This window comes from Streptomyces sp. NBC_00019 (assembly GCF_045041015.1).
Classification (GTDB): Bacteria; Actinomycetota; Actinomycetes; order Streptomycetales; family Streptomycetaceae; genus Streptomyces.
In genome coordinates this window covers 5,950,997-5,964,088 of sequence record NZ_CP108302.1, presented here as the reverse complement: position 1 = coordinate 5,964,088, position 13,092 = coordinate 5,950,997, and the positions used below count along the sequence as shown (strand labels likewise).

9 protein-coding genes and 3 rRNA genes are annotated in these 13,092 nt (G+C 63.4%); all 12 read right to left on the bottom strand.

Annotation, left to right across the window (positions count from 1 at the left end; genetic code table 11):
* Positions 1 to 20: 20 nt before the first annotated feature.
* Complete coding sequence (locus OHU89_RS28185) at positions 21 to 1,073, bottom strand: lysophospholipid acyltransferase family protein (RefSeq protein WP_405646874.1); 1,053 nt, start codon at positions 1,071 to 1,073, stop codon at positions 21 to 23.
* A 14-nt stretch (positions 1,074 to 1,087) separates the two neighbouring features.
* Positions 1,088 to 2,149, bottom strand: coding sequence for an NAD-dependent epimerase/dehydratase family protein (locus OHU89_RS28180; RefSeq protein WP_405646872.1), 1,062 nt, complete (start codon positions 2,147 to 2,149; stop codon positions 1,088 to 1,090).
* Between the two features lie 258 nt (positions 2,150 to 2,407).
* Complete coding sequence (locus OHU89_RS28175) at positions 2,408 to 2,506, bottom strand: 30S ribosomal protein bS22 (protein ID WP_003948845.1); 99 nt, start codon at positions 2,504 to 2,506, stop codon at positions 2,408 to 2,410.
* Between the two features lie 156 nt (positions 2,507 to 2,662).
* Positions 2,663 to 2,875 carry a helix-turn-helix domain-containing protein gene (locus tag OHU89_RS28170; RefSeq protein ID WP_004984898.1) on the bottom strand — a complete coding sequence of 71 codons (213 nt, stop codon included), beginning with the start codon at positions 2,873 to 2,875 and terminating at the stop codon, positions 2,663 to 2,665.
* 129 nt (positions 2,876 to 3,004) lie between these two features.
* Positions 3,005 to 3,820, bottom strand: a complete 816-nt coding sequence (locus tag OHU89_RS28165) for a phosphatase (RefSeq protein ID WP_266889242.1) — start codon at positions 3,818 to 3,820, stop codon at positions 3,005 to 3,007.
* Between the two features lie 82 nt (positions 3,821 to 3,902).
* The gene (locus OHU89_RS28160) at positions 3,903 to 5,075 is read right to left on the bottom strand and encodes an acetoin utilization protein AcuC (protein ID WP_405646868.1); all 1,173 of its coding nucleotides are present in this window, start codon (positions 5,073 to 5,075) and stop codon (positions 3,903 to 3,905) included.
* On the bottom strand, positions 5,026 to 6,240 hold the full coding sequence (locus OHU89_RS28155) for an MFS transporter (RefSeq protein ID WP_405646866.1): 1,215 nt from the start codon (positions 6,238 to 6,240) through the stop codon (positions 5,026 to 5,028). Before OHU89_RS28155 ends, OHU89_RS28160 begins: the two co-directional genes overlap by 50 nt.
* A gap of 91 nt (positions 6,241 to 6,331) precedes the next feature.
* Positions 6,332 to 7,024, bottom strand: a complete 693-nt coding sequence (locus tag OHU89_RS28150; protein ID WP_405646865.1) for a VC0807 family protein — start codon at positions 7,022 to 7,024, stop codon at positions 6,332 to 6,334.
* Positions 7,025 to 7,105: 81 nt separating this feature from the next.
* Positions 7,106 to 7,750 (bottom strand): HAD family hydrolase, encoded by a 645-nt coding sequence (locus tag OHU89_RS28145; RefSeq protein ID WP_405646863.1) that lies wholly within the window; start codon positions 7,748 to 7,750, stop codon positions 7,106 to 7,108.
* Between the two features lie 60 nt (positions 7,751 to 7,810).
* Positions 7,811 to 7,927, bottom strand: a 5S ribosomal RNA gene (rrf, locus tag OHU89_RS28140).
* Positions 7,928 to 8,023: 96 nt separating this feature from the next.
* Positions 8,024 to 11,147, bottom strand: a 23S ribosomal RNA gene (locus tag OHU89_RS28135).
* 310 nt (positions 11,148 to 11,457) lie between these two features.
* Positions 11,458 to 12,983 (bottom strand): 16S ribosomal RNA (locus OHU89_RS28130).
* The 16S, 23S and 5S rRNA genes sit together here, the layout of an rRNA operon.
* Positions 12,984 to 13,092 lie beyond the last annotated feature (109 nt).

The window sequence follows — 13,092 nt, the reverse complement described above, 5'->3', positions numbered from 1 at the left end:
GCGCCCCCACCGTCGTACCCCTAGAAAAAGACCGACCGCCGCTGCACCAGCAGCTTGTAGAGCGTGTGCTGGATCTGTTCTCTGACCTGGTCCGTCAGGTTGAACATCAGCATCGGGTCCTCGGCCGCCTCCGGCGGATAGCCGTCCGTGAGGATCGGCTCGCCGAACTGGATCGTCCACTTGGTCGGAAGCGGGATCCCGCCCAGCGGGCCCAGCCATGGGAAGGTCGGCGTGATCGGGAAGTACGGGAAGCCGAGAAGGCGGGCCAAGGTCTTCGCGTTGCCGATCATCGGATAGATCTCCTCCGCGCCGACGATCGAGCACGGGATGATCGGGGCCCCGTTGCGCAGCGCCGTGGAGACGAAGCCGCCGCGGCCGAAGCGCTGGAGCTTGTACCGCTCGCTGAAGGGCTTGCCGATGCCCTTGAAGCCCTCCGGCATCACCCCGACCAACTCACCCTGGCCGAGCAGCCGTTGGGCGTCCTCCGCGCAGGCCAGGGTGTGGCCGAGCTTGCGGGCGAGCTCGTTGACCACCGGCAGCATGAAGACCAGGTCCGCGGCGAGCAACCTGAGATGCCGTCCCGCGGGATGGTTGTCGTGGACGGCGACCTGCATCATCAGACCGTCCAGCGGGAGCGTCCCGGAGTGGTTGGCGACGATCAGCGCGCCACCCTCCGCCGGGATGTTCTCGATGCCCTTCACCTCGACCCGGAAGTACTTCTCGTACACCGGCCGCAGCAGGGACATCAGGACCTGGTCGGTCAACTCCTCGTCGTAACCGAAGTCATCGATGTCGTAGTCACCGGTGAGCCGGCGCCGCAGGAAGGAGAGCCCGCCCGCGATCCGCTGCTCGATACCGCCGTCGTTCTGCGCCTTCTGCGGCGGCTGTTCCTCACGCGTCACAGGGACATCATCCTGCGCCGGCGCCCTGCTGGGCAGGGGCTGGACCTCTCGGACCACCGCGGGCTCGGCCCCCTTGCGCCTGCTCCCCGTGCTCCGGCGCCGCGACGGCCGCTGTACGGCAGCCCCACGGGACCGGTCGTCGTCGAACGGAATGACCTTGGCGTCCGCCATCGTTGATGCGCTCCTCAGTTGGCGCTCTGCGTCGTGGGGTGGCCGCCGCCCAGGGCAGGCAGCGCGGCGATCCGGTCGACGGCCCCCGCGATGGCCTCCGGCGGCACCAGTCCGGGTCCGCGGCCGCGCGCGAAGTCCGCGAACGTCTCCGCCGTCGTGTACTTCGGCTGGAATCCGAGCGTCTCGCGCATCTGGTTCGTCGCCACGACCCGGCCATGCGTGAGCAGCCGGATCTGCTCGGGCGAGAAGTCCGTCATCCCGAGCGTACGCACCAGCGAGCCGGCCCAGGTGACCGCCGGCAGCAACAGCGGCACGGTGGGCCGCCCCAGCCTGCGCGAGCACTGCGACAGCAGCAGCACCCCGTCACCGGCGATGTTGAACGTCCCGCTGTTGAGCGTGCCCCGCTCCGGCTCGTGCGAGGCGATGCGCAGCACCTCGATCACATCGTCCTCGTGCACGAACTGCAGCCGCGGGTCGTATCCGAGAACGGTGGGCAACACGGGCAGCGAGAAGTACGAGGCGAGGGGCGTATCGGCGCTGGGCCCCAGGATGTTGGCGAACCGCAGCACACACACGGCCACATCGGGCCGCCGCCGCGCGAAGCCCCGCACATACCCCTCGACCTCGACGGTGTCCTTGGCGAAGCCGCCGCTGGGCAGCGACTTGGGAGGAGTCGTCTCGGTGAAGACGGCGGGATCGCGAGGGGCGGACCCATAGACATTGGTACTGGATTTGACGACGAGCCTTTTGACCGTCGGCGACTTCTGGCAGGCGCCGAGGAGCTGCATGGTGCCGATGACGTTGGTCTCCTTGACCGTGGTCCGGCTGCCACTGCCCAGCGCCATGGCCGTCACATCCAGGTGTACGACCGTGTCGGCGCCCGTCTCCGCGAGCACCCGCGCGATGGTGGACTGCCGGATGTCGGCCTGGATGAAATCGGCGCCGCCCAGATGATGTTCCGGCGGCACGGCGTCGACGGCGATCACCCGGTCCACCTGCGGGTCACGCTGGATCCGTCGTACGAACCGGCCCCCCAGCTGACGGGCCACTCCGGTCACGAGCACGACCTTGCCCAAGATTCAGCGCCTCTCTTCCAGCACTCGTCCCCCGCGTACCCTGCCGTGTTCCCCGTGTGCGGCCAACCTAGCGGGTCGATGTTGCGCTGTGATGACCGCCCAATGCACGAAGTGACGACTTCCACAGACGTACGACGAGACCAAGCCAGCCGGTGTCAGACGTACGCACAGATCCCGGCATCGGATTCCGGGTATGCGTGTGGCCCCCCACCGGGTGTGGTGGGGGGCCACAAATCACGCTGCTTGCGCGGCGTCGTCTTACTTCTTGTTACGACGCTGAACGCGCGTGCGCTTGAGCAGCTTGCGGTGCTTCTTCTTAGCCATCCGCTTGCGCCGCTTCTTGATAACAGAGCCCACGACTACCCTCGCTCACTTCTCATCACTCGGCGTTTGGGCGCCATGGGCCCATACGACCTACGAGGGGCTAGCCTACCCGCCTGAGCGCTGAGCTCGTAATCGAGGGGGAAAGGGGGATCCCTGTCTTGCCCTGAGGATCCCCCCGTCCCACAGCCGTCAGGCGGTTTCCACCCCCACATAGCTCTCGCGAAGGTACTCGTGAACCGCTTGCTCGGGGACGCGGAAGGACCGCCCCACCCGAATCGCGGGCAGATGACCGCTGTGCACCAACCGGTACACGGTCATCTTCGACACTCGCATCACCGAGGCGACTTCCGCCACGGTAAGGAACTGAACCTCGTTCAGAGGCCTCTCGCCAGCTGCAGCCATGACACACCTGAACCTTCCGCACTCGACGGTCACCGGCTTCCCCTTCCGGTGACTCTTCGTCGTTGCGTGCTCACTCCCCAATGTAGGGGCGTGTGATGCGAGTGGGGAAGAGGTGCACCCATCGGCGGCCTACTGTGACAGACACGCTCGATTGAGTACGTAGCGGGTAAGCGGTCGGTAGTAATCAGACCGCACAGCGTCATCAAGTGGAACGACGACGGACACGACCCCCTCGGCCTCCCCCACGAAGAGCGCGGGGTCATCGGTATCGGCGAGCCCAATGGCCTCAAACCCCAGCTGACCTGCCCCGCAGACCCACCCGTGATCCCCGATGACAAGCTCGGGAAGGACGCCGCCCTCGTCCGCGGCAGCGGCCAGGACAGTCCGAACCGGGAGGGGCGAGTGCGTGTGTGCGCCGGTCGCACGACCGGAGCTCGGCACCCCCGGTTCTCGCACGAACGCGACTCCTCGTACGTAGTCAAGGTTGTACGTGCGTAGACCGAACCGGGTCGTTATGTCGACACAGCGACCATGCGCAGGGGTGAGGACGGTACACCCCGCCGCCGACAACGCGTCCGCCAAGGCGGCGTAGAACCCGAGCAGTCGGTGCGGATGCCCGGTCCCGAGGAGCACGGTGCCGCCACGCTGGGCAACTGCCCCGATCCGCTCGGCGAAGGCATCCAGAGCGACCAGAGTCCGCTCAGGATCGATCACATCATGGCCTTGCGTCTGCCTCGGATCGCCAGAAACCCCGCATTTATCGGCCATCAAACCGATCAAATCCCGCTGCCCCCAAGTCCACTCGGGATCGATCCCGATCAGCACTCTTGGATCACGAGCAGCGAAAAGCCGATAACTCCGCAGGCTCTCCTCCCGAGAGGTAGCCACAGGCCCAGCCAGACGAGCAGCCAACAAATGGGCGCGCAGTGCGCCGGTGCTCAACACGGGAGTGATGGTGACGGACGGAAGCAAGGCACGGGAGGCGAACGAAGAAACACCGCACAGTTGGCGTAACGATGCCTCCGCCCTAGGCCAGCAGCCCCCGCAGCGGAAACACGGCCCGCCGAGCGGCCAGCACCGCCTGGTCCAACCGGTCCGCAGGGTCGTACCCCGCCTCCCAGTCGGCCCAGCTCACCGGCCACCGGCCGTCGGTCATCCGCATGGGCGCCAACTGCCGGGTACGCGCGAACACTTCCTGCCGCCAGCTTTCGGGGATCACACTCTCCGGCTCCACGGCCCGCCCCGCGGCGATCCCCACCAGATGCGTCCAGGACCGCGGCACCACATCGACCACCGCGTACCCGCCCCCGCCCAGCGCCACCCACCGCCCGTCGGCGTACTCGTGCGCCAGGTCGTGACACGCCACCTGCACAGCCCGCTGCGCATCCAGCGAAACAGCGAGATGGGCGAGCGGATCCTCGAAGTGCGTATCGGCCCCGTGCTGGGTCACCAGCACCTGCGGCCGGAAATCGGCGATCAGCTCCGGTACGACCGCATGAAACGCCCGCAGCCACCCCGCGTCCCCGGTCCCCGCCGGCAGCGCCACATTCACCGCGCTGCCCTCCGCCGAGTCCGCCCCCGTCTCCTCCGGCCACCCGGTCTGCGGAAACAGGGTCCGAGGATGCTCGTGCAAGGAGATGGTCAGAACCCGCGGATCCTCCCAGAACGCCGCCTGCACCCCGTCCCCGTGATGCACATCGACATCGATGTAGGCGACCCGCTCGGCCCCCAGCTCCAACAACCGCGCGATCGCCAGCGACGCGTCGTTGTAGATACAGAACCCCGACGCACCCCCCGGCATCGCATGGTGCAACCCGCCCGCGAAGTTCACCGCGTGCAGCGCGTCCCCACGCCACACCGCCTCGGCAGCCCCCACCGACTGCCCGGCGATCAGGGCGGACACCTCGTGCATCCCCGCGAAGGCCGGATCATCCATGGTCCCCAGCCCATACGCCCCATCAGCCGCCCCGGGCTCCACCGACGCCGCCTTCACGGCCTCGATGTAGTCCTCCCGGTGCACCAGCCGCAACGTCGACTCCCCAGCAGGCTTCGCCGATACGACGTCCACCTCCCGGTCCAGCCCGAAGGCGCTCACCAACCCCCGGGTCAGAGCCAACCGGACCGGATCCATCGGATGGTCCGGACCGAAGTCATAGCCCGTTACTGCCTCGTCCCACATCAGCTGTGCGCGGCCGCTCATGCCCGCCACCGTATCGGTCCGGTTGAGCGGCGAACGACCGGGCGTACACAAGCGTCACCAGCACCAACACCATCGGCACAAGCATCGCCCAGCGATAACTCCACGCATCGCCCAACGCCCCCACCAAGGGCGAACCGATCAGAAACCCGACATAGTTGAAGACGTTGAGCCGAGCGACAGCCGCGTCGGAAGCCCCGGGGAACAGCCGCCCGGCGGCCGCGAAGGTCTGCGGCACCAGCACACACAAGCCCAGCCCCAGCAACGTGAATCCCAGCATCCCCACCCAGGCCCCGGGCGCCGCAGCCACCACCGCGAACCCGAGCGCGGCCACCACCGCCCCCGCCCGCACCACTGTCACGGCTCCGAACCGCCGCACCCCGAAGTCCCCGAGGCCCCGCCCGATCAAGGTGGTGACCATGTAGACGTTGTACGGCACGGTCGCCATCTGCTCACTGCTCCCCAGCACGTCCTGGAGGTACTTCGCACTCCAGTTGGAGACGGTCGAGTCCCCGATGTACGCGAAGGTCATCACCAGACACAACGGCAACAGCAGCTTGAACGCGACGGTCCCGCCCTCACCGCCGGCCTTGTCCTCCACCGGCTCGGCGCCCCCGTCGACGTACCACCGACTCCCCACGAGCGCGGCCGGCAGCAGCACCAGCACGACCGGCAGATACGACACGAACAACGCGAGATCCCAGTGCGCCCCCACCCAGGCCAGGGACGCCCCCACCATCCCGCCCAGACTGAACACCGCGTGGAAGCTGAGCATGATGCTCCGCCCGTACGCCCGCTGGAGACTGACCCCGAGCATGTTCATGGACGCGTCGAGCACACCCACCGCGAGCCCAAACGCGCCCAGCGCGATCCCCAGCTCGAGCGTCGACTCACCCGCCCCGACCCCGAGCAGTGCCAGCAGTACGACGGGCTGGGCCCAGCGCAGCAGTCGGCTGGGCGGTATCCGCTTCACCAGCTTCTCGGTCGACACACTCCCCACCCCGGCGAGGATGGGCACGGCGGCCAGAAAGGCCGGCAGCAACGCGTCGGAGACCCCGTACCGGTCCTGGATCGCGGGAATCCGGGTCACCAGCAGGGCAAAAGCCACCCCTTGGGCGAAAAAGCTGAACGCCAACGAGGCCCTACCGCGCCGCAGCACATCTGTCATGGCGGCGAGCGTAGGGCCCCGGGCTACCCGTGGGTAGATCCAGCCAAAGATGAATTTCACTCAGCTTTGTTCCGGGAGGGCTCACAAGGCCTCAGGCGGCGACCGCAACCTCCGCCTTCACGGCCTCCTCGGCGACCCTCACCTCGGCGATGAGCAGCCGCGCCATGGGCTCGGCGGCGACCACCCGACTCACCACGAAGGCCAGCGCCATCGAACCGGCCAGGATGACGGACCCGAGCCAGACCATGGTGTCCACAGGCAGGGTGTAGGCCCCGCCGACCCGCACCACACACTCCGCCAGCAGTACAACGCCCCACACCACCGAGAACACCCGCTCGCCCCGAAGAAAGGCACCCGAGCCCTCCGCGGTCCCCTCGGCCAACCGCCGCCAGGCGGCCTCCCTGGCCGAGTCCCCCCGCACCAGGAAGGGCTTGAACCCCGCCGTCATTATCGGCCGCCCCAGCACCACCGACACCAGGATCCCGACCCCGATGATGCTGCTGACCCCGCTGTCCTTGGCAAGCATCAGCCGCGGATCCCCGGAAAGGAGACCGAGCAGCAGCGACACGGCATTCACGACGAGGATGAGAGCAGCCAGCCCATTGACCGTCCGCTCCCTCACCACACTCCACACGGTCCGCCCGGCCGGCACCGCACTGCTCCAGGCAAGCGCCGCGAAGGTGCTCATCCCGAAGGCGTCCTTGAAGAGGTAGTACGACCCGACAGGCACCGCCACGTCCACGATCAGCGGGCCGAAGGTGTTCTGCTTGCTCGTCTTCGTCATGCCCTCAGCTTCCCGCCCGGCCTGGGTCCCCCAGTAGAAACGATCGTCCGGAGCTCCGCATGACAAATGTCAGACCTCGGATCAGACCAGCAGGTCCACCAACTCCCCCATGTCGGAGAAGAGTTGAGTGGCACCAGCCAGCCTGTCGGCAGGCGTCATCGCGGTGAACCCGTACACGTCCATCCCGGCCGCGACAGCCGCCCGCACCCCCAACGGACTGTCCTCGACCACCACACACCGCTCCGGCGCGACCCCCATCCGCCCGGCGGCGTACAGAAACAGATCCGGCGCCGGCTTCCCCCGCCCCACATCCTGCGAACTGAAGATCCGCGCATCCTCGAACCACCGGTCGAGGCCGGTCGTCCGATGCCCCACCCGAATCCGCTCATGGCTCCCGGACGACGCCACGCAGTACGACACCCCATCCGCAGCCAGCTTCTCCAGCACCCCCACAGCACCGGCCACAGGCTTCAGCTCCCGCTCGAACGCGGCGAACACCCGCCCATGAAAGACATCGTCGAAGTCCTCGGGCAACCGCTCCCCGGTCCGCTCCTCGATCAGGTCATGGATCCGATGCATCGCGGACCCCATGTAGTCACGGATGGAGTCCTCGTACGACGTCGGATGCCCGAGCTCGGTGAGGTAGCCCGCCAGCAGCCGGTTGGAGATCGGCTCACTGTCGACCAGGACGCCGTCGTTGTCGAAGATAACCAGGTCATAGCGCATGCCATTTACCCTAAACGCAAAAAGGCCCACGCCTGATGGCGTGGGCCTTTTCTAAAGTTTGTTCGGCGGTGTCCTACTCTCCCACAGGGTCCCCCCTGCAGTACCATCGGCGCTGTAAGGCTTAGCTTCCGGGTTCGGAATGTAACCGGGCGTTTCCCTCACGCTATGACCACCGAAACACTATGAAACTGTCGAACTATGCCGCACCACACCCGGTTTACGGGTATGGGGCTGTTCGTGGTTTCAGAACCAACACAGTGGACGCGAGCAACTGAGGACAAGCCCTCGGCCTATTAGTACCGGTCACCTCCGCACGTTACCGTGCTTCCAGATCCGGCCTATCAACCCAGTCGTCTACTGGGAGCCTTAACCCCTCAAGGGGGTGGGAATACTCATCTCGAAGCAGGCTTCCCGCTTAGATGCTTTCAGCGGTTATCCCTCCCGAACGTAGCCAACCAGCCATGCCCTTGGCAGAACAACTGGCACACCAGAGGTTCGTCCGTCCCGGTCCTCTCGTACTAGGGACAGCCCTTCTCAATATTCCTGCGCGCGCAGCGGATAGGGACCGAACTGTCTCACGACGTTCTAAACCCAGCTCGCGTACCGCTTTAATGGGCGAACAGCCCAACCCTTGGGACCGACTCCAGCCCCAGGATGCGACGAGCCGACATCGAGGTGCCAAACCATCCCGTCGATATGGACTCTTGGGGAAGATCAGCCTGTTATCCCCGGGGTACCTTTTATCCGTTGAGCGACGGCGCTTCCACAAGCCACCGCCGGATCACTAGTCCCGACTTTCGTCCCTGCTCGACCCGTCGGTCTCACAGTCAAGCTCCCTTGTGCACTTACACTCAACACCTGATTGCCAACCAGGCTGAGGGAACCTTTGGGCGCCTCCGTTACTCTTTAGGAGGCAACCGCCCCAGTTAAACTACCCATCAGACACTGTCCCTGATCCGGATCACGGACCCAGGTTAGACATCCAGCACGACCAGACTGGTATTTCAACGACGACTCCCCCTGAACTGGCGTCCAGAGTTCACAGTCTCCCAGCTATCCTACACAAGCCGAACCGAACACCAATATCAAACTGTAGTAAAGGTCCCGGGGTCTTTCCGTCCTGCTGCGCGAAACGAGCATCTTTACTCGTAGTGCAATTTCACCGGGCCTATGGTTGAGACAGTCGAGAAGTCGTTACGCCATTCGTGCAGGTCGGAACTTACCCGACAAGGAATTTCGCTACCTTAGGATGGTTATAGTTACCACCGCCGTTTACTGGCGCTTAAGTTCTCAGCTTCGCCCGACCGAAGTCGGACTAACCGGTCCCCTTAACGTTCCAGCACCGGGCAGGCGTCAGTCCGTATACATCGCCTTACGGCTTCGCACGGACCTGTGTTTTTAGTAAACAGTCGCTTCTCGCTGGTCTCTGCGGCCACCCCCAGCTCACCGAGTAAATCGGATCACCAGTGATGGCCCCCCTTCTCCCGAAGTTACGGGGGCATTTTGCCGAGTTCCTTAACCATAGTTCACCCGAACGCCTCGGTATTCTCTACCTGACCACCTGAGTCGGTTTAGGGTACGGGCCGCCATGAAACTCGCTAGAGGCTTTTCTCGACAGCATAGGATCATCCACTTCACCACAATCGGCTCGGCATCAGGTCTCAGCCCTAGTGAGTGGCGGATTTGCCTACCACTCGGCCTACACCCTTACCCCGGGACAACCACCGCCCGGGCTGGACTACCTTCCTGCGTCACCCCATCACTCACCTACTACCACCTTGGTTCGGCGGCTCCACCACTTTCCTTTCCCCGAAGGGTCCGGAACGGCTTCACGGCCTTAGCATTAATGGGTTCGATGTTTGACGCTTCACAGCGGGTACCGGAATATCAACCGGTTATCCATCGACTACGCCTGTCGGCCTCGCCTTAGGTCCCGACTTACCCTGGGCAGATCAGCTTGACCCAGGAACCCTTAGTCAATCGGCGCACACGTTTCTCACGTGTGTATCGCTACTCATGCCTGCATTCTCACTCGTGAACCGTCCACCACTAGCTTCCGCTGCGGCTTCACCCGGCACACGACGCTCCCCTACCCATCACGATCCCCGTTGGGGGTATATATCGCAATGACACGACTTCGGCGGTACGCTTGAGCCCCGCTACATTGTCGGCGCGGAATCACTAGACCAGTGAGCTATTACGCACTCTTTCAAGGGTGGCTGCTTCTAAGCCAACCTCCTGGTTGTCTCTGCGACTCCACATCCTTTCCCACTTAGCGTACGCTTAGGGGCCTTAGTCGATGCTCTGGGCTGTTTCCCTCTCGACCATGGAGCTTATCCCCCACAGTCTCACTGCCGTGCTCTCACTTACCGGCATTCGGAGTTTGGCTAAGGTCAGTAACCCGGTAGGGCCCATCGCCTATCCAGTGCTCTACCTCCGGCAAGAAACACACGACGCTGCACCTAAATGCATTTCGGGGAGAACCAGCTATCACGGAGTTTGATTGGCCTTTCACCCCTAACCACAGGTCATCCCCCAGGTTTTCAACCCTGGTGGGTTCGGTCCTCCACGAAGTCTTACCTCCGCTTCAACCTGCCCATGGCTAGATCACTCCGCTTCGGGTCTTGAGCGCGCTACTATACCGCCCTATTCGGACTCGCTTTCGCTACGGCTTCCCCACACGGGTTAACCTCGCAACACACCGCAAACTCGCAGGCTCATTCTTCAAAAGGCACGCAGTCACGACGCATTGAGTAAACTCAATGCGCGACGCTCCCACGGCTTGTAGGCACACGGTTTCAGGTACTATTTCACTCCGCTCCCGCGGTACTTTTCACCATTCCCTCACGGTACTATCCGCTATCGGTCACCAGGGAATATTTAGGCTTAGCGGGTGGTCCCGCCAGATTCACACGGGATTTCTCGGGCCCCGTGCTACTTGGGTGTCTCTCAAACGAGCCGTACAGATTTCAGCTACGGGGGTCTTACCCTCTACGCCGGACCTTTCGCATGTCCTTCGCCTATCCATACGGTTTCTGACTCGTCTCACAGCCGGCAGACTGTGAAAGAGAGATCCCACAACCCCGAATGCGCAACCCCTGCCGGGTCTCACACGCATACGGTTTGGCCTCATCCGGTTTCGCTCGCCACTACTCCCGGAATCACGGTTGTTTTCTCTTCCTGCGGGTACTGAGATGTTTCACTTCCCCGCGTTCCCTCCACATACCCTATGTGTTCAGGTATGGGTGACAGCCCATGACGACTGCCGGGTTTCCCCATTCGGAAACCCCCGGATCAAAGCCTGGTTGACGGCTCCCCGGGGACTATCGTGGCCTCCCACGTCCTTCATCGGTTCCTGGTGCCAAGGCATCCACCGTGCGCCCTTAAAAACTTGGCCACAGATGCTCGCGTCCACTGTGCAGTTCTCAAACAACGACCAGCCACCCATCACCCCGAACCATCCGGTTCGAGTGCACTGGGGCCGGCACTGAAGGCAGCCGATACGGCCATACCCTCAGACACCCAACAGCGTGCCCGGCACCCTCGCCACTCGTGATCAGCTTTCCACGCTCCGAAGAGCAGTACTTGCAGCCCGAGATGACTGAGAGTGCCGAATAATCAACGTTCCACCCATGAGCAACCAGCATCAGACATTCGCCGATGTACTGGCCTCTGACCGAGCGAACCCGGTAAGAAGTGCTCCTTAGAAAGGAGGTGATCCAGCCGCACCTTCCGGTACGGCTACCTTGTTACGACTTCGTCCCAATCGCCAGTCCCACCTTCGACAGCTCCCTCCCACAAGGGGTTGGGCCACCGGCTTCGGGTGTTACCGACTTTCGTGACGTGACGGGCGGTGTGTACAAGGCCCGGGAACGTATTCACCGCAGCAATGCTGATCTGCGATTACTAGCAACTCCGACTTCATGGGGTCGAGTTGCAGACCCCAATCCGAACTGAGACAGGCTTTTTGAGATTCGCTCCACCTCACGGTATCGCAGCTCATTGTACCTGCCATTGTAGCACGTGTGCAGCCCAAGACATAAGGGGCATGATGACTTGACGTCGTCCCCACCTTCCTCCGAGTTGACCCCGGCGGTCTCCTGTGAGTCCCCATCACCCCGAAGGGCATGCTGGCAACACAGGACAAGGGTTGCGCTCGTTGCGGGACTTAACCCAACATCTCACGACACGAGCTGACGACAGCCATGCACCACCTGTACACCGACCACAAGGGGGGCACCATCTCTGATGCTTTCCGGCGTATGTCAAGCCTTGGTAAGGTTCTTCGCGTTGCGTCGAATTAAGCCACATGCTCCGCTGCTTGTGCGGGCCCCCGTCAATTCCTTTGAGTTTTAGCCTTGCGGCCGTACTCCCCAGGCGGGGAACTTAATGCGTTAGCTGCGGCACCGACGACGTGGAATGTCGCCAACACCTAGTTCCCACCGTTTACGGCGTGGACTACCAGGGTATCTAATCCTGTTCGCTCCCCACGCTTTCGCTCCTCAGCGTCAGTAATGGCCCAGAGATCCGCCTTCGCCACCGGTGTTCCTCCTGATATCTGCGCATTTCACCGCTACACCAGGAATTCCGATCTCCCCTACCACACTCTAGCTAGCCCGTATCGAATGCAGACCCGGGGTTAAGCCCCGGGCTTTCACACCCGACGTGACAAGCCGCCTACGAGCTCTTTACGCCCAATAATTCCGGACAACGCTTGCGCCCTACGTATTACCGCGGCTGCTGGCACGTAGTTAGCCGGCGCTTCTTCTGCAGGTACCGTCACTTTCGCTTCTTCCCTGCTGAAAGAGGTTTACAACCCGAAGGCCGTCATCCCTCACGCGGCGTCGCTGCATCAGGCTTTCGCCCATTGTGCAATATTCCCCACTGCTGCCTCCCGTAGGAGTCTGGGCCGTGTCTCAGTCCCAGTGTGGCCGGTCGCCCTCTCAGGCCGGCTACCCGTCGTCGCCTTGGTGAGCCATTACCTCACCAACAAGCTGATAGGCCGCGGGCTCATCCTTCACCGCCGGAGCTTTCAACCACCACAGATGCCTGCGGTAGTGGTATCCGGTATTAGACCCCGTTTCCAGGGCTTGTCCCAGAGTGAAGGGCAGATTGCCCACGTGTTACTCACCCGTTCGCCACTAATCCCCACCGAAGTGGTTCATCGTTCGACTTGCATGTGTTAAGCACGCCGCCAGCGTTCGTCCTGAGCCAGGATCAAACTCTCCGTGAATGTTTACCCGTAATCGGGTGCACACATCACGAGAGCGGAACCACCGGCGGAATAAGCCGATGGTTCACAGCGTCCTCGCTGTGTATTTCTTCAAAGGAACCTCATCTAC

What these genes read in the sequence shown, in the direction of transcription:
- OHU89_RS28160 (WP_405646868.1), bottom strand. Translation starts at nt 5,075, where the DNA reads ATGAGCGGCCGCGCACAGCTGATGTGGGACGAGGCAGTAACGGGCTAT.
- OHU89_RS28155 (WP_405646866.1), bottom strand. Translation starts at nt 6,240, where the DNA reads ATGACAGATGTGCTGCGGCGCGGTAGGGCCTCGTTGGCGTTCAGCTTT.
- OHU89_RS28185 (WP_405646874.1), bottom strand. Translation starts at nt 1,073, where the DNA reads ATGGCGGACGCCAAGGTCATTCCGTTCGACGACGACCGGTCCCGTGGG.
- OHU89_RS28145 (WP_405646863.1), bottom strand. Translation starts at nt 7,750, where the DNA reads ATGCGCTATGACCTGGTTATCTTCGACAACGACGGCGTCCTGGTCGAC.
- OHU89_RS28150 (WP_405646865.1), bottom strand. Translation starts at nt 7,024, where the DNA reads ATGACGAAGACGAGCAAGCAGAACACCTTCGGCCCGCTGATCGTGGAC.
- OHU89_RS28170 (WP_004984898.1), bottom strand. Translation starts at nt 2,875, where the DNA reads ATGGCTGCAGCTGGCGAGAGGCCTCTGAACGAGGTTCAGTTCCTTACC.